The sequence below is a fragment of the Bifidobacterium sp. wkB344 genome (assembly GCF_003688305.1).
Lineage (GTDB): Bacteria > Actinomycetota > Actinomycetes > Actinomycetales > Bifidobacteriaceae > Bombiscardovia > Bombiscardovia mizhiensis.
The window spans coordinates 96,359-118,759 of the sequence record NZ_NPOQ01000016.1; the positions used below are offsets into that span (position 1 = coordinate 96,359).

General features: G+C 64.7%; 13 protein-coding genes. 9 read left to right on the plus strand and 4 right to left on the minus strand.

Features of this window, described 5'->3' with window-relative positions; translation table 11 throughout:
• The first annotated feature begins 9 nt into the window (after window positions 1-9).
• Window positions 10-708 (plus strand): 1-acyl-sn-glycerol-3-phosphate acyltransferase, encoded by a 699-nt coding sequence (locus tag CI601_RS04995; RefSeq protein ID WP_121914550.1) that lies wholly within the window; start codon window positions 10-12, stop codon window positions 706-708.
• Window positions 709-720: 12 nt separating this feature from the next.
• Here CI601_RS04995 and CI601_RS05000 read toward each other — a convergent pair whose 3' ends face one another.
• Window positions 721-2,874, minus strand: a complete 2,154-nt coding sequence (locus tag CI601_RS05000; RefSeq protein ID WP_121914551.1) for a Stk1 family PASTA domain-containing Ser/Thr kinase — start codon at window positions 2,872-2,874, stop codon at window positions 721-723.
• 19 nt (window positions 2,875-2,893) lie between these two features.
• Entirely contained in the window at window positions 2,894-4,093 is a 1,200-nt protein-coding gene (locus tag CI601_RS05005; protein ID WP_183129768.1) for a polyprenyl synthetase family protein, read from the minus strand.
• A 183-nt stretch (window positions 4,094-4,276) separates the two neighbouring features.
• Between CI601_RS05005 and CI601_RS05010 the strand changes: the two genes are divergently transcribed.
• The 4 genes from CI601_RS05010 to CI601_RS05025 all read left to right on the plus strand — a co-directional run bounded on the left by CI601_RS05010 (window position 4,277) and on the right by CI601_RS05025 (window position 13,831).
• Window positions 4,277-4,882 (plus strand): DUF4192 family protein, encoded by a 606-nt coding sequence (locus CI601_RS05010; RefSeq protein ID WP_183129769.1) that lies wholly within the window; start codon window positions 4,277-4,279, stop codon window positions 4,880-4,882.
• 114 nt (window positions 4,883-4,996) lie between these two features.
• A complete protein-coding gene (locus CI601_RS05015) occupies window positions 4,997-6,397 on the plus strand; it encodes an RNA polymerase sigma factor (protein WP_395948002.1) in 1,401 nt (466 codons plus the stop codon).
• A gap of 130 nt (window positions 6,398-6,527) precedes the next feature.
• On the plus strand, window positions 6,528-8,876 hold the full coding sequence (locus CI601_RS05020) for a type IIA DNA topoisomerase subunit B (RefSeq protein WP_121914555.1): 2,349 nt from the start codon (window positions 6,528-6,530) through the stop codon (window positions 8,874-8,876).
• Between the two features lie 47 nt (window positions 8,877-8,923).
• Window positions 8,924-13,831: an ATP-dependent helicase gene (locus tag CI601_RS05025; RefSeq protein ID WP_121914556.1), complete on the plus strand. Its 4,908-nt coding sequence runs from the start codon at window positions 8,924-8,926 to the stop codon at window positions 13,829-13,831.
• Window positions 13,832-13,850: 19 nt separating this feature from the next.
• Here CI601_RS05025 and CI601_RS05030 read toward each other — a convergent pair whose 3' ends face one another.
• Window positions 13,851-16,475, minus strand: a complete 2,625-nt coding sequence (locus CI601_RS05030; RefSeq protein ID WP_121914557.1) for a DNA topoisomerase (ATP-hydrolyzing) subunit A — start codon at window positions 16,473-16,475, stop codon at window positions 13,851-13,853.
• A gap of 114 nt (window positions 16,476-16,589) precedes the next feature.
• Between CI601_RS05030 and CI601_RS05035 the strand changes: the two genes are divergently transcribed.
• Window positions 16,590-17,813, plus strand: coding sequence for an alkaline phosphatase family protein (locus CI601_RS05035; protein WP_121914558.1), 1,224 nt, complete (start codon window positions 16,590-16,592; stop codon window positions 17,811-17,813).
• Here the strand turns inward: CI601_RS05035 and sepH are convergent, their stop codons facing one another.
• Window positions 17,814-18,875: a septation protein SepH gene (gene sepH, locus CI601_RS05040; RefSeq protein WP_121914559.1), complete on the minus strand. Its 1,062-nt coding sequence runs from the start codon at window positions 18,873-18,875 to the stop codon at window positions 17,814-17,816.
• 167 nt (window positions 18,876-19,042) lie between these two features.
• Here sepH and CI601_RS05045 point away from each other — a divergent pair, with 167 nt between their 5' ends.
• The 3 genes from CI601_RS05045 to CI601_RS05055 all read left to right on the plus strand — a co-directional run bounded on the left by CI601_RS05045 (window position 19,043) and on the right by CI601_RS05055 (window position 22,244).
• The gene (locus tag CI601_RS05045) at window positions 19,043-19,336 is read left to right on the plus strand and encodes a DUF4193 domain-containing protein (RefSeq protein WP_024627827.1); all 294 of its coding nucleotides are present in this window, start codon (window positions 19,043-19,045) and stop codon (window positions 19,334-19,336) included.
• Window positions 19,336-19,800 carry a dUTP diphosphatase gene (gene dut / locus CI601_RS05050; RefSeq protein ID WP_121914560.1) on the plus strand — a complete coding sequence of 155 codons (465 nt, stop codon included), beginning with the start codon at window positions 19,336-19,338 and terminating at the stop codon, window positions 19,798-19,800. The genes CI601_RS05045 and dut overlap by 1 nt, the downstream gene beginning before the upstream one ends.
• Window positions 19,801-19,883: 83 nt before the next feature.
• Window positions 19,884-22,244, plus strand: a complete 2,361-nt coding sequence (locus CI601_RS05055; RefSeq protein WP_024627825.1) for a bifunctional (p)ppGpp synthetase/guanosine-3',5'-bis(diphosphate) 3'-pyrophosphohydrolase — start codon at window positions 19,884-19,886, stop codon at window positions 22,242-22,244.
• Window positions 22,245-22,401 lie beyond the last annotated feature (157 nt).

The window sequence follows — 22,401 nt, forward strand, 5'->3', positions numbered from 1 at the left end:
GGAGTCTCTGTGCTGTACTGGTTCTTCGTCAAACTGCTCGGTCCGTTGGCGCGTACCTGGTTCAAACCGACCGTTGAGGGCACGGAGAACATTCCCAAGCAGGGGGCTGCCATCATCGCCTCCAACCATCTGGCCGTCATCGACGACGCCCTCCTGCCCATCACCTGCCCTCGGATGATCCACTTCATGGGCAAGGCCGAGTATTTCAACGGCAAGGGGATCAAGGGCAAGTTCAAGAAGTGGTGGTTCAGCTCGGTCGGTGTCTTCCCCGTGGACAGATCAGGCGGCTCCAAGTCGCTGGGAGCCATGGAAACGGCGCGTTCCATCCTTGAGCACGGGCACATCTTCGGCATCCATCCGGAGGGGACGCGCAGCCCGGACGGCAGACTCTATAGGGGGCATACCGGGGCGGCGCGGCTGGCCTTTGAGACCGGGACGACGGTGGTGCCAGCAGCCATCATTGGCACCAGACAGCTTCAGGAGCCCGGCCATGTGCTTCCGCATAAGGGCAGAACCAAGGTCATCTACGGCAAGCCCATCACGGTGCCCTATGTTCCGGTCAACAGCCTCACCCATGAGGAGATCCGCAACCTGACCGACCGGATCATGCAGGAGATCCAGGAGATGAGCGGGCAACGCTATGTGGACGTGTATGCCCAGGTCATCAAGGCGCATGAAAACCATGAGAACAGTCAGGAGCTGGACTGACTTCCCAAGGGTTCAGACTACGGTCAAGGTCACGACGGCCGGCGAGCCGTCATCGTTGAGCACCTTGACCTGACTGCCGGGATTGGGGTCCTGGATGCGCACCGTATGGGTCAGGTTGCCCAGCGGAGCGGAAATGTTGACCTTGAGCCCGTATCCCTCCAGAATCCGGGTGGCCTCATCTTGGCTCTTGCCTTTTACGTCGGGCATGGTGATGGACTGCGGGCCCTTGGAGATCACCACGTTGACCGTATCGCCCCAATGCAGCTGTTCCTGGGCCTGGTGGGAGGCGGAGATCACCTGGTTGCGTGGCACCTTGTCGGACCAGTCCTCACTGTAGCTGACCTTGAGCCGAAGGGCTTCCAGGGCCGCCTTGGCCTCATCCCTGGCCTTGCCGACGATATCGGGCATGGCCACAGGCATCCTACCCTTGGACAGGACCAGGCTGACCTTGGCATCGTGACGGGTCTTGGTCCCTGGGGCCGGGTCCACTGAAATGGCCGCTCCTTCGGGGATATCCATGGAGTATTGGTCCTTGGACGTGTCGTGGTCGATCCTGTCGAACCCGGCTGCCTTCAGGGCCTGCACCGGATCCTTGCCGTTGGATGTTTCCGGCATGAGGATGTCCTTGGGCACCGTGGCCTGGCGCACTCCCTTGGAGACGGTCAATTTGAGCCTGCCGCCCCTCTTGCTGATATGGGCTCCGACAGTATCGGGATCCGCTGCCATGACGGCTCCCTTGGTCACCTGGTCGCTGAAGTCGTAGGCGGTATCGACCGCGATGCCGGCGACCTTGAGTGTGCGGGCGTACTTGGCGAAGTCAGCGCCGACGACCTTGCACTCCTGGTTCGCGGAGCAGGAGACGTCATCCGGCTTGGGCAGGGCGACATAACTGCCCGGACCCAGGAAGTACCACCAGGCGCCACCGCCGCCTCCGGCCAGGGCCAGCACCAGCAGGACCACAAGCGTGATGATCAAGCCCCGATGCCTGTGCTTGTGCTGGGGTTGAGCCGCTTCAGCGCCTTGCTGTAGGGTCTTTGCATCTGCTGAAGGTGCTGTCGGATTCTGAGGCTGCAGAACGGTCGTGGTCTCGGCTCGGGAGGGGGTGTCCACGTCGTTGAGCCGGTAGCGTCTGGTCGCTGCGTCCGCATCGGTTTCGGGCGGGGCGGGCACAGACGGAACCGTGTCCGAATTCTCCGGGTCTGTTGCTGCAGCTTCGTCGTCGCTGGGTGCCGTAGTCTCCTGCTCAGAGGTTCCGGCGATGGCGGACGCGGGCTGTCCGCTTGCTGCAGGCAGCACGTAGTCCAAGGCTTGCCGGTCCAGTCCCTTGACCACCTTCCTCAGGCTTTCCAGGGCCTTGCCGGCGTCATCCGGGCGATTTTCGGGGGAGCGGTCGGTCATCGCGGAGACCAGGGCGGCCACGGATGGGTCGATGCCGGGGCAGACCCTGGCCAGGGAGGGGACATCCTCGTGGACGTGCTTGAAGACGATGGTCACCGGATTGTCACTGGCGAAGGGAACCGTGCCGGTCAGCATCTCGTAGGCGATGATGCCCACGGCGTAGAGGTCGCTCTGGGGTGAGGCCTCATTGTTTTCGATGGTCTCGGGGGCCAGGTAGGCGGCCGTGCCCATGAGCATGCCCGTCGAGGACAGGGTGGCCTGGGCTGCGGCGCGGGCCAGACCGAAGTCGGTGATCTCCACGTGGCCGCGGTCGTTGATAAGGATGTTTTCCGGCTTGATGTCGCGGTGGATGACGCCGGCTCGGTGGGCGGAGGCCAGGCCGTCCAGGATCTCGCCCAAGATGCGCAGGGTCTCCTTCAGGGGGTAGACGCCCTGCCGGGCCATGTCCCGCCGCAGACTGATGCCATGGACATACTCCATGACCAGGTAATCCAGCCCCTGATCGACACCCGTGTCGTAGACCTGGACGATGTGGGGGTTGGCGATGGCGGCCGCGGACCTGGCCTCCCGGCGGAAACGCTCCTCGAACTGGGCCCTGTGCGGTCCCTGGGCCAGCATGGTGTGCATGATCTTGACCGCCACATGCCTGGACAGCCGTTGGTCCAGGGCCTCATAGACCGTGGCCATGCCACCCTGTGCGATCTCACGCAGAATGCGGTAGCGCCCGTCGATGATCCGGTCGCTGGTCCTCTCGTCCGCTTCACTCATGCTCGTCTTGTCCGGCCCTCTACACCTCGGAGGCCTGACCGGCCTCGGCATCAATGGAAGATACACGTTCATGATACCCGGCGGTGGTGGCAAGCGGCAGGAAGCGTCGGCAGGCCTCGAGGAATATGGTTCGGCCACTTGCCGGCAGATGCAGATCGTCGGCCAGGGCCTGGGCGCGGGCCTGGGCTCGGACGGACAGGTCGGCCATGCGTTGACGGCTGGCCTCTACGGCCCCACAGGACTGCATCAGATCACGGACCATATTCACCTGGCTATCCTTGCGGCGTTCGGCCGGGGAATCGTAGATTCGACGAACCTCTTTGGCCTGATCAGGATCGGCCATGGCCAGGGTGTCGGCCAGGAGGACGGTCCGCTTGCCTTCGCGGATATCGCCACCCACAGGTTTGCCGGTGCGTCGGTCGTCGCCTGTGACGTCCAACAGATCGTCCGCCAGCTGGTAGGCCAGCCCCAGGTCCAGCCCCAGGGCGCACACCGACTCTTTGTGCTCCTCCATGTCTGCTCCGGCGGCCAGCAGGCCCAGAGCCAGCGGGGTCAGGGTGGTGTAGGAGGCGGTCTTCCAGGCCATGGTGTGCAGGGCCTGGCGGCGCAGGCGTTCCGGATCGTCCAGACAGGCCTCCTCCATGCCCATGTCCAGGACCTGGCCGGTGACCACAGCCGTCTGCATGGCTTGGAAGGTTCTTCCGATGGCCGGTCCCTGAGGCAGGTCGGCAGCCGCCTGGAGGGCCATGTCCGTGCTCAGCGATGCCAGCAGGTCGCCAAGCAGGATGCCCAGGCCGGTGCCGCGGGCATCAGGTCTTGCGGGTGTCCGGCCGCTCGAATCGTTTCCGGCAACAGACCGGCTCAGGGCCAGGTGGGCGGCAGGGCGGCCCCGACGACGGGGGGAGCCGTCGATGATGTCGTCATGGGCCAGCGCGCTGGTCTGATAGACCTCCAGGGCGCAGGCAAGGTCCACCACCGCCTGTTCACGGTCGGGATTCTGCTCGGAATCCAAAGCTCGCCAGATGTCGCAGAGCAGCAGGGCGCGCAGGCGTTTGCCGCCGCGGCCGGCCTCGATTGCCTGGAGGATGACCTCATGCAAAGCCTCCTGGGAGGGGTCCTGGTCCCGGGGGTGGTCCGGTCCGGGTTCTGGAGCAATCAGGTGGTCGCAACGGCGCTGGAGCAGTTCCTCCATGCGCTGTTCGACCCGTGCTGCAGTCACGCTTTTCATGCCTTAGAGCCTATCCGCATATCTGCCCAGCGGCCGGCTGCCGGGACCGTGGTGGATGGATGACATCACTTGACCACATGATCGGTTGCGGCCTTCCTCACGGTGCCAACCGGATCAGGATGGTGCCAAGGCTCCCGGTTCCCATACCGGGAGCGGATGGGAGGCGCTGAAGGCATGGACGATGCACATGAAAAAGGTATGAAGGAACTGGTGGAGGACTACCGAGAGGGCCGACGACGATGGGGTGTGGAAGAGGCCGACAGACGATGGCTCCAGCAACCGCTGACAGACTGGATCGCTGGTTTGAAAGGGCTGCAGGCGCGCCAGCAGTTGGACTCCGACTCGGCCGACTGCCTGGCCGTGGCCATTAAGGAGACTCTGGCCATACGCGACGGGCTTATTTTGTCAATGCTGGCGCCTGAGCCTGGTCTGGACAGCGATCGGTTGATGGACCTGTGTGTTCGTCCCAACGATCCGTCGAATGTGACGGCTCTCTGCAGCATCCTGGATGCGGTCTTCAAGGACACTGCGACACGGCCGGACCAGCCCCGCTGCCGTGCCGGGCTTGCCATGCTTGAAGCCATGGCGGATCAGGTTCCGCCGGGGTTTCGGTCCCAGCCACTGGCGGTCGCGGCCTATGTCGACTGGTGGAGTGGGGGATCCCGAGCGTCGGGGTTTGCGCAGAAAGCCCTGGCAGACGACCGTTCCTGCAGCCTGGCCGCCATCGTCCTGGCCTTGATAGGCCGTGGCATCGATCCGGCTTGGAGGCAATTGAGCTGAATCGGGAATAATCGTCCCCCTGGGGTGGTTCACTGTAATGAGTCTACGATTTGACCTTGCCATAGCTGTGCCCTAAAAGCAGTGTCGGCGGGTGGGATGATCCAGGAGGAGAATTTGGCCACGAAGGACACCAAGTCAGCCAAGACAGCCGCAGTGGATACCGCAAAGGGCCGGAGCAGTTCAACTGCCGGCAGGACCAAGACCACCACCAGGTCCAAGACCAGCAGCAAGGCGTCCCGCAAGACCACGTCCCGCAAGAGCGCCGCTACTAGCACCTCGGCGACCAAGAGGAACCGCCGCCCGGCCTCCAAGACTACCAAGAAGGTCGAAGAGAAGCCCATCCTGCAGCAGGAGGAGCAGGAGCCCGACGAGGATCTGCTCGAGGATCAGGAGGAGGACGACCAGCTGGAGGACGAGCCCGACGAGGACGATCAGGAGGAGGATGAGGCCTCCCAGGTCCATGATGAGGCCGAGGAGGACCGCAAGGCCGCCCATGCCCTCGCCGCCAAGGTCAAGGGCGCTTTCGTCGTCGACGATTCCGATGACGATGAGAATGTCACCCCCTCTGGCAATCCCAAGCGTCGCGTGGTCACCGCCGGCGCCACTGCGGATCCTGTCAAGGACTACCTCAAGCAGATCGGCCGCGTCAGCCTGCTGAACGCCGAGCAGGAGGTGGACCTTTCGGAGCGTATCGAGGCCGGCCTCTATGCCCAGCATCTGCTGGATACCGAGGGCGAGGGCATGGACTTCAAGCGCCGCCGCGAGCTCAAGTGGGCCGCCAACGACGGGAAGAAGGCCAAGGACCATCTGCTGGAGGCCAACCTGCGACTGGTGGTCTCCCTGGCCAAGCGCTACACGGGCAGGGGCATGCTCTTCCTGGACCTGATCCAGGAAGGCAATCTGGGTCTGATCCGTGCCGTGGAGAAGTTCGACTACACCAAGGGCTACAAGTTCTCCACCTATGCCACCTGGTGGATTCGTCAGGCCATCACCCGCGCAATGGCCGACCAGGCCCGCACCATCCGCGTGCCCGTCCACATGGTCGAGGTCATCAACAAGCTTTCCCGCGTCCAGCGTCAGATGCTGCAGGATCTGGGCCGCGAGCCCACCCCCGACGAGCTGGCCAGGGAGCTGGACATGCCCGTCGAGAAGGTCCAGGAGGTCCAGAAGTACGGACGTGAGCCCATCTCCCTGCATACTCCTCTGGGTGAGGATGGCGACTCGGAGTTCGGCGACCTGATCGAGGACACCGACGCCATCGCCCCCTCGGATGCTGTGGCCTTCTCCCTGCTGCAGGAACAGTTCCAGCAGGTTCTTGAGACCCTGAGCCCCCGTGAGGCCGGCGTCATCAAGATGCGCTATGGCCTGGAGGATGGGCAGCCCAAGACCCTGGACGACATCGGCCGAGTCTACGGGGTCACCCGTGAACGCATCCGCCAGATCGAGTCCAAGACCATGTCCAAGCTGCGGCATCCCTCGCGCTCGCAGACCCTGCGTGACTTCCTGGATCAGTGACCTCTGCGCCCGACGGGGAGGCCCTGACACTGTCGAGGCCTCCTTGCTAGAAATGGTCATCGGTGCGTAAGCGACCGCCCATGTGGGGACTCCTGTCCTCCTGGGCGCCATGAGGTGAACGGCGAGGTAAATGGTGGCGAAAAAGCCTGATAAGGAAAAGTCCTATGGTGCCGGCAGTCTGACGGTTCTTGATGGCTTGGACGCAGTGCGCAAGCGTCCGGGTATGTACATCGGGACCACGGACAGCCAGGGGCTCATGCACTGCCTTTGGGAGATCATCGACAACGCCGTGGACGAGGCCCTGGCCGGCCAGTGTGACCACATCAAGGTCATCCTGCACAGGGACGGCTCCATTGAGGTGGACGACAACGGCCGAGGCATCCCCGTCGATATAGAACCTCGGACCGGGTTGACCGGCGTGGAGGTGGTCCTGACCAAGCTTCACGCGGGCGCCAAGTTCGGCAACTCTTCATACACCGCTGTGGGCGGCCTGCACGGCGTGGGATCTTCGGTGGTCAACGCCCTGAGCTCCCGACTGGACGTGGAGGTGGACAGGGACGGCAAGACCCACCGGATGCGCTTCCATCAGGGCCATCCCGGTACCTACCAGGACCCAGATCCGGAGCACCCCTCGCCTGACTCACCCTTCAAACGCACCAGGAAGAACCGGCCTACGCCCCTGGAGGTGGTGGGCAGCGTGCCCAAGTCCCGGACGGGTACCAGGGTGCGCTACTGGGCCGATCCAGAAATCTTCAACCCCACGGCCAGGTTCAGCTACGCCCAGCTGATCGACCGGGTACGTCAGACCAGCTTCCTGGTGCCCGGTCTCAAGATCACGGTAATTGATGACCGCATCCCCGCTACAGGAAGTGCCGAGCAGGACCTGCGCCTGGAGGTTGACGGCGAACCTGCTGCAGAGCCGGCCAATCAGGACGCTCAGGAGAACCTTCGTGAATCGCCTGACAGCGACGATCTTTCTGAAGAAGACGACGGGGACGAACGTGCCGAAGACATGCAGGCCGAGGATGACGGCCTTTCGGCCACCGAGCGGGCCGACCGAGCCATGCTGCAGCCGGAGGACGAGTCAGGCCATCAGCGGGTGGAGGAGTTCCTGCACACCGGCGGGGTGACGGACTTCGTGGACTTCCTGTCCAAGGGCGAGCCGGTCAGCGACATCTGGCGGATCAGCGGCCAGGATACCTACCAGGAGGAGACCCAGCGGGTCGGTCCCGATGGCGAGCTGCACGCCGAGCAGGTGGAACGTGTCTGCGGGGTGGATATTGCCCTGCGCTGGGTCAATGACTACGATTCAGTCGTCCGTAGCTTTGTCAATGTGGTGGAGACGCCCGGCGGGGGGATGCACGTGGACGGGTTCATGAACGCCATGACCCGCCAGGTGCGTAAGGCCGTGGAGGCCAACGCCCGCCGCCTCAAGGTCAACCTCAAGGACTCCCACACCAAGGTGGAGCGCGACGACGTCCTGGCCGGGCTGGTGGCCGTGGTCACCGTGCGCATCGCCGAGCCGCAGTTCCAGGGCCAGACCAAGGACGTGCTGGGTACGGCCCAGGTCAAACCCATCGTCACCCGGATGACCGACGACCAGTTCGGCCAGATGATCAGCGGTTCCAAGCGCGGCTTCAAGGAGCAGTCCGGCCAGGTGCTGGAGAAGATCGTGGGCGAGATGCATGCCCGCGTCCAGGCACGCAAGACCAAGGAGGTCACCAGGCGCAAGAACGCCCTGGAGTCGGCCTCCATGCCCTCCAAGCTCTCGGATTCCATGCCCGGCAACGACGACATCGCCGAGCTGTTCATCGTCGAGGGCGACTCCGCTCTGGGCACGGCCAAGGCGGCCCGAAACTCCATGTTCCAGGCCCTGCTGCCCATCCGTGGCAAGATCCTCAACGTGCAGAAGGCCTCCCTGTCCCAGATGCTGACCAACAAGGAGTGCGCCTCCATCATCCAGGTGGTCGGCGCCGGCTCGGGAGCCAGCTTCGACATCGACCAGGCCCGCTACAACAAGGTCATCATGATGACCGATGCCGACGTGGACGGCGCCCACATTCGCATCCTGTTGCTGACCCTCTTCTACCGCTACATGCGGCCCCTGATCGAGAACGGGCGGGTCTACGCAGCCGTGCCGCCCCTGCATCGAATCGCCCTGGCAGGCAAGAACAAGGGGAAGTTCATCTACACCTATTCGGACGATGAACTGGAGGGCAAGCTGGCCGACCTGCAGGCCAAGCACATCGACTACAATCCCGATGTGCAGCGCGACAAGGGTCTGGGCGAGATGGATGCTGACCAGCTGGCCGACACCACCATGGATCCCAGGACCCGCATGCTGCGCCGCATCCGCATGGAGGATGCCGCTCAGGCGGCCGGCATCTTCCCCCTGCTCATGGGGGACGACGTGCCGCCCCGCAAGCAGTTCATCGTGGACAATGCCGACGACTTCGACCGGAGCAAGATCGACACCTGATCTGTCTTCAGCAGGGCCAAAAGGGCGGGGAGAGGAGCGTAACGCAGATGAGCAGCGATCCCTTGGGTAATTTCTCCCCGCAGACGGCCGGCTGGTTTCGTCAGGCCTTCCCCGAGGGTCCCACGCCGACTCAGGTGCAGGCCTGGCCGGCCATTCGCTCAGGCGGCGATGCGCTGATCATTTCGCCCACCGGCTCAGGCAAGACCCTGGCCGCCTTTCTCTGGGCCATCGACGAGCTTATGACCATGCCCCGGCGCTCCCGGAAGCCTGGGGTCGCCGTGCTCTACATCTCGCCCATGAAGGCCCTGGGGACGGATGTGGCCCGCAACCTGCAGGCTCCGCTGGAGGGCATCGCCGAGCGTTTTGTACAGCAGGGACGCAAAGCGCCCAAGGTCCGGACGGGCATCCGTACCGGAGACACCGACGCCCGCGGCCGCAGAGCCCTGGCCGCCCATCCTCCGGATATTCTGGTCACCACTCCCGAATCCCTCTATCTGATGCTGACCTCCAAGACGGCCAGCACGCTGAAGAACGTGCAGACCGTTATTGTGGACGAAATCCACGTTTTGGCGGGCAATAAGCGCGGGGCTCATCTGGCCCTGAGCCTGGAGCGCCTGGATGACCTGGTCGGAGGGCCTGTGCAGCGGATCGGCCTGTCGGCGACGGTCCGTCCACCCGAGCAGGTGGCCCGTTTTCTGGGCGGCAGCCGTCCGGTCAGTCTGATCCAGCCCAGGTCGTCCACAGCCATGGACCTGCGCCTGATCGAGCCCCTGGAGGACATGGGGGATATGGCAGCGCCGCCTGGCGAGTCCAGCCAGGAAGGGCAGGAGGGGGACCAAAGAAGCGGATCCATCTGGCCTGCCGTCGAGCGGGCCATTCTGGATCAGGTCCTGTCCCACCGCACCACCATGGTCTTCGTCAACTCCCGAGGGCTTGCCGAACGCCTGACCGCCCGGCTGAACGACCTGCACCAGTCGGATATGCAGGCATCCGGCCACGACCGGCCAGGTTTATCCGATGAAACAGCTGAGTCCAGGGAGCCGGCCCACTACGATTCGGCCACCGGGTCCACCTCCGAGAGAACCTCCGGCCAGAGCGTCGACCAGCCCATCGCCATGGCCCACCACGGTTCGGTATCCAAGGAACGCCGCCGCCAGGTGGAGGACGACCTCAAGGCCGGCAGACTGCGGTGCGTGGTCGCCACCTCCAGCCTGGAGCTGGGCATCGATATGGGCTCGGTCGATCTGGTCATCCAGGTCAATGCCCCGCTGTCGACCGCCTCGGGGCTGCAGCGGGTGGGCCGGGCCGACCATCAGGTGGGACGGGTATCGCAGGCCAGGCTTTTCCCCCTGACCCGCGAGCAGATCCTGGAGTGTACGGCCAGCATGGAGAGTATGGTCCAGGGTGACATCGAACCCACCATCATGCCCAGCAGTCCCTTGGATGTTCTGGCCCAGCAGACGGTGGCCGCGGCCGCCATGGGCCCGCTCAAGGAGGAGGACTGGCTGGCCACGGTCAGACGGGCCGCGCCCTTCGCCCACCTGGACCAGCAGGTCTACCGGGCGGTGCTGGGCATGCTCAGCGGTGCCTACACCTCCCAGGATTTCACCGCCTTCCGCCCCATCCTGGTCTGGGACCACCAGACCGGCATGCTGACGGCCCGACCCGGCGCGCAACGACTGGCGGTGACCTCCGGAGGCACCATTCCCGACCGTGGCTCCTACAGTGTGGTCATGCCCTCCGAGGCCGCCGGTGGCAAGCCTCGCCGAGTGGGGGAGCTGGACGAGGAGATGGTCTACGAGTCCCGCAAGGGGGACGTGATCACCCTGGGCACCACCTCCTGGAGGATCCAGCAGATCACCCGCGACCGTGTGGTGGTGGTACCAGCCCCGGGACGCTCCGCCAGACTACCCTTCTGGCACGGGGAGGGCACCGGCCGCGACCCTGCCTTTGGCCGTCGCCTGGGCAGACTCGCCAGGGAACTGTCCCAGGGCCTGATACCGGCGGTCCAGACTGCCTCCGGCCGGCCGGGTTTCACTCAATCAGTAAGCACTCGTCTGCTGAAGGACGGCCTGGACCGTCCTGCTATCAACAATCTGGCCGCCTTTCTGGCCGAGCAGCAGGCCTCCACCGGCCGGGTGCCAGACGACCGGCACCTGGTGGTCGAGCGCTGCCCCAACGAGGAGGGCGACCTGAGGCTGATCCTCCATTCGCCATACGGTCGCAGGGTCAACGAGCCCTGGGCCCTGGCCATCGCCGCCCGACTCTCCCGTGAGCGCGGATACGACGGATCCGTCTGGGCGGGGGAGGACGGCATCGTCGTGCAGATTCCGGGCTCCGACGCCTTCCTGGAAGATCAGCGAATATTCGGATTCACCCCTGATCAGGTGGAGCGCGAGGTCCGACGGCATCTGGTGGGCTCCGCGCTCTTCCAGGCCCGCTTCCGCCAGTGCGCAGCCCGTTCGCTCTACATGCCCAGGATGGAGCCCGGTCGCAGGGTTCCGCTCTGGCAGCAGCGTCTGCGGGCCTCTCGGCTGCTGGACGCGGCTCTGAAGGAGGATGATTTCCCCCTGGTTCTGGAGACCATGCGTGAGTGCCTGCAGGATGTCTACGATATGCCTGCCCTGCGCGAACTCATGGCCGACCTGGAGCAGGGGAGCGTTCGTCTGGTCCCTGCTTCCACCAAGGCCCCTTCGCCCATGGCCTCGGGGCTGCTCTTCGGCTACCTAGGGACCTTCATGTACCAGTACGACATGCCCAAGGCCGAGCGCGACGCCGCCATGCTGGCCATCGACTCCGACCTGCTGGAGCAGATGGTCGGCCAGGTGGACATGGCTGACCTTCTGGATCAGGAGACCGTCGACCAGGTGACTGCTGATCTGCAACGGCTCTCGCCCAGGACCCGGGCCAGGGGAGCCGAAGGACTGGCCGACCTGTTGCGCACCCTGGGCCCCATGGATTCGGCTGGGATTCGTCGGCGCATGCGCGGGCAGGAGGACGAACCGGTTACGGAGGCACAGGTCCGGGCCATGCTGGAGGAGCTGCATGCGCAGGACAGGGTGGTCCAGGTCAGACTGGGTACACGCGACTGCTGGGTATGGGCCGGTCAGGCAGGGCGGCTGACGGCGGTTCTGGGCCCTGGCATCATCCAGCCATCCGCTCAGTCAATACAGGAATCGGAATCAGACAGTGAAGCCTTTGACCAGCTGGTCAGGCAATATGCCGAAGTCCACGGGCCATTCACCACCGAGGACCTGGCCGGTCACTTGGGTCTGGGCAGCGCTCTCTTGGAGGACCGACTGCGCTCCCTGGCCTCACGCGAGCTGCTCATGACCGGGGTCTTTCCCAGGCCTGACCTGAGTGCCTATGACGAGCCGGGATTTGAGGGAGGCGAACCACGCCGAGGGTGGCTGGATCCCGAGGTCTTCCGTCGGCTGCGCTCGCGGTCCCTGGCCAAGGCCAGCAAGGCCGCCAGTCCCGTCCCCGGCCATGTCTACAGCGACTTTCTTCTTCACCGTCAGGGTCTGGCACCCCTCGGCCAGGAGCCCTTGATGGGCACCGAAGGATTGCTGGAGGTGGTCGGGCAGCTGGAGGGGCTGGCTCTGCCGCCCGAACTCTGGGAGTCGGCCATCTTCCCGGCCAGGGTGCGTGATTACGGACCGGCCTTGATGGACGATCTGCTGGCTTCGGGCCAGGTGGTCTGGGTGGGGTCCGACCAGGGGGAGGGCCCGCTGGGCGCCATGACCTTTTATCTGGCCGAGGACCTGGATGATGAGCTTCCAGCACAGTCCGTTGGTTCTTCATCGGTCACGGATGTAGCCGGCAAGTCGAGCAATACGGGCGACGCGGGCGATCTGGAAGAGACCATGCTGGATGTTCTGGCCGACGGGGGAGCCTACCGTTTCGATCGACTTCTGCGCGCCTGCGCCGACCGGGGCGGGAATGACATTGAGTCTCTTGGTTTTGAAGCCCCCGACCAGGAGGCCGTGGCACGGTCGCTCTGGGATTTGGTCAGGCGTGGACTGGTCACCAACACCTCCCTGGCTCCGGTTCGGCGCCTGATCCGAGGATCAGGGTCTCAGTCCTCGGGGAGGACCCGACGCTTGCCTCACGGCCTGCGTGGACACGGCAGGCCCAGGGGTCGTGCAGCCATGATGCGGGCGGCCAGCTCAACAGCGCTGTCAGCAGCGGCGGAGGGGTTCTGGACCCTGGTTGCGGATGAGCGCGGGGCAACCGAAGGTGCAACGGGAACTGGCATGGCCGGTTCACGTGATGAACCTAGAGGCAGCCAGGACGATGATCGACAGCGGACCGTTCGCCTGGTCCACGAGGAGCAGGCCATCCTGGACCGCTATGGGCTCCTGGCTCCGGTGCTGCCTGAGGCGCGGTCCCTGCCCGGCGGATTCTCGGCCCTCTATCAGGTCTGCAGACGGATGGAGGAGGCCGGTCAGCTGACGCGTGGGGTCATCGTCGACGGCTTCGGCGGTGCCCAGTTCGCCCCCCGAGAGGTGATCAACCAGCTCAGGGACTTCCAAGAGGATGAGCGCAGGAGCGATGGTGAAGATGGCTCGGGGCAGCGACTTCCCGAGCCCGTGGTCATGGATGTAACCGATCCTGCCAACCTCTATGGCACGGCTCTTGCTTGGCCGACTACATCAGGGGATGCCGGCGGTCGGCCCATTCGGCGGATGGGGAACCTCTTGGTGCAGCATCGAGGCCGCGCCCTGGTCTATGCGGCGCCCAAGGGGCATCATCTGCTGGTCTTCGGTAAGCCCGAGCGTGGATTGCTGGAGGTGGCCTTCGCCCAGCTGGCTTCATGGCTGAGGCGGGGCGGGCAGGGACGCATCCTCTTTAGTGATGCCAATGGCCGGCCCCTGACCATGCGTGAACCGGTGGGCATGGCCCTGGCCTCCGCCGGATTCACGGCCGGACCAGGCGGCATGGCTCTCTACTGAGCCTTGTGTGAACGTGTCCTCAGGCTACGAAGGCGATGGGCGCTGCCAGCTCCTGACCGGAGGCGTCCCGGCGCATGTCCACGTCGGGCAGGTCGACCGGAGAACCGGCAGCGGTGCTGGCGTGCAGGGGCCAGGCGCCCACCCGGGCCAGCAGCAGGGTGTCCTGTCCCTTGAGGAAGCGCTGGGAGCGCACGCCCCTGGTGCCACGGCCCTTGACCGGATACATCTCCAGCGGGGTCAGCTTGGCCGACCCATTCTCGGTGCCGGGCAGGGCCTCGGAGTCGCCGGCCACGGTCAGGACCACGGCCCCGGCCTGGGTGCTCATGCCATCCTCGCCGGTCTCCTGGTAGGTCCAGCCGATCTCTCCGGCCGGTACAACCGCGAAGGTGGCGACCTGGCAGCCCTGGACCAGACGGATGCCCACCATGCCGGCCGCATTGCGGCCCTGGGGGCGAACCTTGTCGCCGGTGAAGGTCAACAGGCTGGCATCCGAGGAGATGAGCACCATGCGGTCCCCGTCCTGGCAGGGGGCTGCGAAGACCACCTGGTCCTCATCCTTCAGGTCGATGACCGTCCAGGAGTCCATGGTGGTCGGGGACTCGCGGTTCCAACGCTTGACCGTGCCAAGCCGGGTGCCCAGGGCCAGGGGCCGGGTATCGGCCATGTCGATGACGGTGACGGCGTGCTCGTCGGCCTGTGGTTCGGTGCTGGCGGTTCCGCCCAGAAGCTCGTCGGCCACGATGCCCCCGCTCAGGTTGGGGTTGGCGGTGGCGGGGATCAGCGGCAGGTCGGCCACAGGAGCGGTGATCAGCCGTCCAGCCGTGGTGACCAGGCCGTAGGTGGCCAGGGTGGTGGTGGCGAATATGGCGATGATCTGGTCGTCATGCCCCCGGTCCTGGTTGCGCGGCCGGGACCGCCAGGCATCCAAGGCTCCGGGGGTGCTGCGTGCCAGCAGGCCGGTGGCGCTCATCATGACCGTGCAGGGCTTGTCCTCCATGTGTAGGTCGCCGCCGTCCCCGCCGCGGCTGGTTCCTCCGCTGGCCAGCAGTGCGGCCTGTGGGCCGGCACCGGCCTTGCCGGAGGTTTGCTGGTCGCCGGCTGCCGCTGACTGCACAGGGGCCAGATCGCCGGAGGGCTCCTGGTCCAGGATGACCGTGCGCCTGGGCGTACCCCACTGGGCTACCGCCTGGTCCATCTCCTGGATGACCACCCGGTCCAGCTCGGCCGAGGAACCCAGAATCCGCTCCAGTTCCTCCAGCTGTTTGTTGAGGTCGTCGCGTTCGCCCTCCAGCTCGATCCTGCTCATCTTGGTCAACCGCCGCAGCCGCAGGTCAAGAATGTACTGGGCCTGGGTCTGATCCAGGTCGAAGACCGCCATCAGCCTGGTCTTGGCCGCATCCGCATCGTCCGAGCTGCGAATGACCTGGATGACCTCGTCGATGTCGACCAGGGCCAGCAGGAGCCCCTCGACCAGATGCAGACGTTCCAGGGCCTTCTTGCGACGGAACTCGCTGCGCCGATGGATGACCGTGCGCCGGTGCTCCACCCAGACCTCCAGCAGCTCCTTGAGCCCCATGGTTCTGGGCCGTCCGTGGACCAGGGCCACGTTGTTGATGGTGAAGGAGTCCTCCAGGGGCGTGTACTTGAAGAGTTTGCCCAGGACCTTGCCCGGGTCGAATCCCGTCTTGATCTCAATGACCAGGCGGGTCCCGTTGTGCCGGTCGGTCAGGTCGATGGCGCTGGAGATGCCCTCCAGCTTGTGGTTGCGCACCCCGTCGGAGATGCGTTCCAGCACCCGTTCGGGTCCCACCATGAAGGGCAACTCGGTGACCACGATGGCCTTCTTGCGGGCGGTCACGTTCTCCAGGTGGGTGACGGACCTGGTTACGAAGGCACCCCGGCCGTGCTCGTAGGCCTTGCGGATGCCGTCCCGACCCACGATGACCCCGCCGCCGGGCAGATCCGGGCCGGGCACGTAGCGCATGAGTTCGTCCAGGCTTGCGTCCGGGTGAGCCATCAGGTACTTGGCAGCGGCCACCACCTCGCCCAGGTTGTGGGTGATCATATTGGTGGCCATGCCCACGGCGATGCCCGAGGCCCCGTTGACCAGCAGGTTGGGGATGGCCGAGGGCAGGACCTGGGGCTCCTTGAGCTTGTTGTCGTAGTTGGGGGAGAAGTCCACTGTGTCCTGGTCGATGTCGGCGTTCATGCCCAGGGCCGCCGGAGCCAGCCTGGCCTCGGTGTAGCGGGAGGCCGCCGGGCCGTCGTCCAGGGATCCGAAGTTGCCGTGGCCGTCGACCAGGGGCAGGCGCATGGCGAAGGGCTGGGCCAGCCTGACCATGGCCTCGTAGATGGATGAGTCGCCATGGGGGTGCAGCTTGCCCATGACCTCGCCCACGGCCCTGGCGGACTTCATGTAGGGGCGGTCGGGGTTGAGGTTCATCTGCCCCATCTGGTAGATGATCCGCCGCTGGACGGGCTTGAGTCCGTCACGGGCGTCGGGCAGGGCCCTGGCGTAGATGACCGAGTAGGCGTATTCCAGGAAGGACTTGCTCATCTCCTCGTTCAGAGGGGTTTCGACGATGTGCTCCTTGACCTGCCTCGGGTCGTACCCCGCCGCCTTGCTCCTGCGATGAGTTGCCATGCTCCAGCTCCTGCTCCTTCACGTTCCGCCTTATGATAACCGGACGGTCCGCCAAAGCCTTCACCGCAGGGATGCGGTGTCGGCCTGGGGCCTGACCGTGCTTGAATGGAAGGCATGGGTCTGGATACACCTGACATGAAGGAACTGCTGCAGCCGAGTCCGCCTATCCAATACGGGGACCGGGCGGGGGCTAACCATGTTGGCGGGGCCAGGCATCTGTCCGCCGTCCTGCCCGCCCTGAGCGCATGCCTGGGAACGCCTGTGGCCACCGACGTCCATCCGTCTGCCAAGGCTCTCCAGGAGGCCTTGGGACTGCCGGAGGCCCGGTCGGTGGTCGTCGTCCTGGTGGATGGGCTGGGATTCTGGAATCTGGTCAGCCGTCAGGGCCATGTGCCCTACCTGCGCTCGCTGCTGTCCGAGCCCATCAACCAGCATCCCCTCTACACCAGTCTGCCCTCGACGACCGTGGCGGCCATGGGGGTCTTCGGCACCGGAACCAGCCCCGGGCTGACCGGTATGACCGGCTACACCCAGCTGAACCCGGACACCGGCCAGCTGGGTCAGATGATCCAATTCAGGGGGGCTCAGGATCCCGAGCACCTGCAACGCCGTCCCACGGTCTTCGAGACCCTCCAGGCGCAAGGGGTCCGTGTGACCTCCTCGGGCCTGCCGCGTTTTCGTGATTCAGCCCTGACCCGCGCGGCTCTGCGTGGCGGGGAGTACCTGGCCCACAACCACTCACGTCAGCGTCTCCTGGCCGCCTGCGAGGCTGCCCGTCAGCCGGGGCTGACCTACCTCTACATCCGCGATGTGGACAAGGTGGGCCACCACAGCGGCTGGGAGGGCGAGGAGTGGGTGGCCGCTCTTGAAGCCACCGATGCACAGCTGGCCGAGCTTCATCGCCGCCTGCCCGCCGGGACACTGACGGTGATCGTAGCCGATCACGGCATGGTTGAGTCCGATCCGAACCAGCGCATTGACATTGCCCAGGAACCGGAGCTGAACCGGGATGTGCGATTGGTGGGTGGCGAGCCCAGGGCGGTCATGCTCTATCTGGACCAGGGGGCGGACCCCCAGGTCGTGGCTACACGCTGGCGTGAGCGTCTGGGGGAGCGGGCCTGGGTGTTGACCCGGGACCAGGCCATCCAAGGAGGAATCTTCGGCCCTGTGGACGCCCGGATCCGACCCATGATCGGCGACCTTCTGGTGCTGGCCGGTGACCGGATCACCCTGGTGAATTCTGCAGATCAGACGGATGCTGCAACCAGGCTGCCCGGCGTGCATGGTTCATGGACCCGTCTGGAGACGCAGATTCCCTGTCTGATCGACCTGGTCTGACTACTTGCCGAAGAGGATCTCATCCCAGCTTGGTACGGCCGACCGCCCGGAGTGCTTTTTGGCCCGCTTGCTGCGGCGGCCCTCCTTGGGCTGATCCTCCTGCTCGTCCTGCCCGGCATCATCGCCTGGATCCTCTTGCCGGGGCTGCTCCTGGTCCGCCTGGCCCTGCCCATGGTTCTGCACGGGCAGGACCATGGTGGATTCGTTGTCTCTGATGGGAGGATGCTCGGCCGTGTCGGGATCCTCGGTCAGTTCTGCACTGGGGTGGCTGGGCTCCCGCTCGGCTGTCCGCTCCTGGCTCTCCTTGGGCTTGCCATAGAGCCAGGCCGTGAGTGCCGCCTGACGTTCGCCGCTCTCCTGGCCCTCCGATCTGGCATCCTCTTCTTCGATTTGGGTAAAGGTATCCTTCTGGCTTGGAGGCCGCCTGTCGGTCTGATCGTCAATCGCTTCAGCAGGCCGATCCTGGCCATGATCGTCTGCGGAATCATCCAGCAGCATCCTTGCCGCCCCGTTCAGACAGGTCACGGTGTTGTCATGCATGTTCCAGGCCCAGCGGGCGTTGAAAATCCGCTTGTCCAAGGTAAACACGCCGTTGATGTTCCAGGGTTCGTACCCTCGTCTGGTGGCCTGCCAGGAGACCTGTGACAGGCTGACCCCCGCACGGGCCAGCACCTTGCCGATCAGTTCCTGGTAGTTTCGCCCGCCCGACCCCTTGGGCGCCGGCATGGTCAGGAACTGCTCGATGGCGTACTTCTTTTCGGTCTCCACCGGGGCCGCGAAACGCCGTACCAGCGCTTCGTTGACAGCGTATTGCTGAGCCACCTGCTCGGGGCGGGCGCCGGCGCGCACAGCCGCCTGAATGGCCGAGACAGGCAGGGGCTTGGACTTGCCGGTCTGGGGGTCAACGTCCTCTTCCTCCTTGACCTGCTTGGCCTCAAGAATGGCGCGATCAAGCGCATCGTCGACCCTTACGGCGAAGTGCCGGTGGTCACAGACGAAGACCAGATCGCCCCTGTCGTCGACATGGTCAAAGCTGGCCACCCGGGTCCCATTCTCAGACATGCACGCCCCTATCCTCTTACGGTTCCTTTACACGGCCTTAGGTATTTCCATTGTGCCCTACGGTTGGTATTTTACGTGCTTTTGAAATCGTGTATCCTATGCGCAGTACATATCGTGTGAAATGACCGGCATACGAGGTGGCCGGCCGAACAAGGAAAGGGTACACGATGGCACAGGATTACGATACCCCGCGCGACAAGGACGAAGACGAGGAATCCCTGCAGGAGCTGGGCAAAAGCGGCCAGGATGCCGGGGCCGACCTGGACGACGACGAGAACGCCATCGCCGAGGACTACGAGCTGCCTGGTGCCGACCTGAGCAATGAGGACTCTTCGGTGACCGTCATCCCCATGCAGGGCGATGAATTCATCTGCTCCAACTGCTTCCTGGTCAAGCACCGGAGCCAACTGGCCTACACCACCCCCGACGGCAAGCCCGTCTGCAAGGAGTGCGCCGCCTGATGGCCTACGACGAGTCCTACAACGAGCCAGAAACGGTCGAGGTCCTGTTCAAATCCTTGGATGGGGCCAAGGTGCCGGAATACGCCATGCCCGGCGATGCAGGGGCCGATCTGCGAGCCAGGGTGGCCGTGGATCTGGCTCCCTTCCAGCGGGCGCTGATTCCCACCGGTGTCGCTCTGGCTCTGCCCAATGGGTACGTCGGACTGGTTCATCCCCGCTCGGGACTGGCAGTCAAAATGGGCGTGACCGTGCTCAATGCGCCCGGGACCATCGATGCCGGATACCGGGGCGAGATCAAGGTGCCCCTGATCAACCTGGATCCTCATGAGTCGGTCCATTTCGAGCCAGGGGAGCGCATCGCCCAGCTGGTTATCCAGCGCTACGTACAGGCTCGTTTCGTGCCCGCGGAACGTCTGCCTGGCTCGGTACGTTCGGATGCCGGATTCGGCTCGACGGGCCGCTGAGGCATCCTTCGGACACGGACGGCCTGAATGGGTCAGGCGCAAGTGTAGGATTGGTGCATTATATCTGGACATGGGAGGCTTGAATGGTCACTCCGGAGGGCAGCGTCTGCAGCAATGATGTCGGCGAGCAGGCCCCTTCCGGCCTGTCCTCCAGAGCCTTGGGCTGCGAGATCAGCGACGATCCGCTCAACCCCCTGATGCCCATCCGGGAGATCTGCGCCGCCCACCATCCCGGCGAGGATCTGTCCATGCTCCAGCGCGCCTATGACCGGGCTGTTGTTCAGCATGCCGACCAAAGGCGCAAGTCCGGCGAGCCCTACATCATTCACCCACTGGCTGTGGCCCAGATTCTGGCCGACCTGGGCATGGGCCCCACGGTGGTTTCGGCCGGTCTGCTGCACGACACGGTGGAGGACACCGACTACACCCTGGAGCAGTGCCGGAATGAGTTCGGCGACACGGTAGCCGGCCTGGTGGATGGGGTCACCAAAATATCCAAGATGGACTACGGCGATTCGGCCCAGGCCGAGACCATCCGCAAGATGATCGTGGCCATGAGCCGGGATGTCCGCGTCCTGGTGGTCAAGCTGGCCGACCGGGTCCACAACGCCCGCACCTGGCGCTACGTCAAGGCTTCATCGGCCCAGCGCAAGGCCCGCGAGACCCTGGATGTCTATGCCCCCCTTGCAAACCGGCTGGGCATGAACGCCATCAAGACCGAGCTGGAGGAGCTCAGCTTCAAGACCCTCTATCCCAAGATCTACAACGAGATCGTGGTCCTGGTCTCCCGCAGGGCGGGCCAGCGGGAGGTCTACCTGAAGCAGATCCTGGACGAGATCCACGAGGATCTGGATGCCCAGGGCATCAAGGCTCAGGTGACCGGACGGCCCAAGGACTACTTCAGCATCTACCAGAAGATGATTGTGCGCGGACACGATTTCGCCAATATCTACGATCTGGTCGGTGTGCGCATCATCGTGGACACCATCCGCGACTGCTATGCGGCCCTGGGCGCCGTCCATGCCCGCTGGAGCCCGGTGCCTGGGCGGTTCAAGGACTACATCGCCATGCCCAAGACCAACCGCTACCAGTCCCTGCACACCACGGTGGTGGGTCCCGGTGGCAAGCCTGTTGAGATCCAGATCCGCACCTGGCAGATGCACCGTCGTGCCGAGTTCGGCATCGCCGCCCACTGGAAGTACAAGGAGAACGGGTCCGCCGGCCGCGAGCTCTCCCAGCCGGACAAGTCCGACGTCAAGCGTGAGCGCCAGGAGGGGGAGCTGAGCCAGGAGGACAACCTGACCTGGATCCAGCAGCTGGCCGACTGGACCAGCGAGACCCCGGACTCCAATGAGTTCCTGGGCTCGCTCAAGGACGATCTGGGCTCGGCCGAGGTCTATGTGTTCACCCCCAAGGGCAAGATCATCTCCCTGCCGGCCGACTCCACACCCGTGGACTTCGCCTACGCCGTCCACACCGAGGTGGGACACAGAACCATGGGCGCCAGGGTCAACGGTCGTCTGGTCCCCCTGGACACCAAGCTGCGCAACGGGGATACGGTGGAGATTCTGACCAGCAAGTCGGACACTGATGGGCCCTCGCGCGACTGGCTCAGTTTCGCCAAGAGCCCCCGCGCCCGCAGCAAGATCCGTCAGTGGTTCAGCAAGGAGCGCCGTTCGGAGACCATCGAGGAGGGCAAGGACGAGCTCATCCGCGCCATGCGCAAGCGGAACCTGCCCGTGGCCACCCTGCTGACCCCCGAAGCTATGGTGGGGGCCGCCGACGAGCTCAACTATCCCAATGAGAAGGCGGTCTACGCCGCCATTGGCGACGGACAGGTCTCCACCCAGAACGTGATCTCGCGGCTGGTCCATGATGCTGGCCGATCGGCCCTTGAGGACGAGGTCGAGCAGGAGGCCATACCTCTGCAAAGGGTCACCAAATCCAGTCGGCCGGAGACTTCCCAGGGGATCTCGGTCAAGGGTGTGGACGATGTCTGGGTCAAGCTGGCCCGTTGCTGCACCCCGGTGCCGGGAGATCCCATCACCGGGTTCATCACCCGCAACCAGGGCGTTTCGGTTCATCGGTCCGACTGTCAGAACCTTCTGGACCTTCGCAAGAAGCAACCCGAACGGATCATCGAGGTCTCCTGGACAGGCAAGCAGGGCACCTTCATGGTACAGATCCAGGTGGAGGCCCTGGACCGGCCCCACCTGCTCTCTGACATCACCCAGGTGTTGTCCGACCACGGCGTCAACATCCTGTCGGGCAGCCAGTCCACTGGCCGTGACCGGGTGGCGGTCAGCCAGTTCGTCTTCGAGATGGGCGACCCCCAGCATCTGAACACCCTCTTGTCGGCCGTCAGGAAGATCGACGGGGTCTTCGATGCCTACCGTCTGACCGGGGCCAAGGGTTCGGCCAGCCCCCATATGCGGGCCATCTGACCTTCCATCTCAACCACCGCTATGCCCGCTTTTCCTCTACACTCTTGCTACGGCATGGTCACTTGCTTTCGGCCTTGAACTGACAGACGGTTATCAACGGTGGTTACGGAAGGACCCCCGGTGGTCGATGACCAGACCGGAGGCCCTGAAGCAGTCA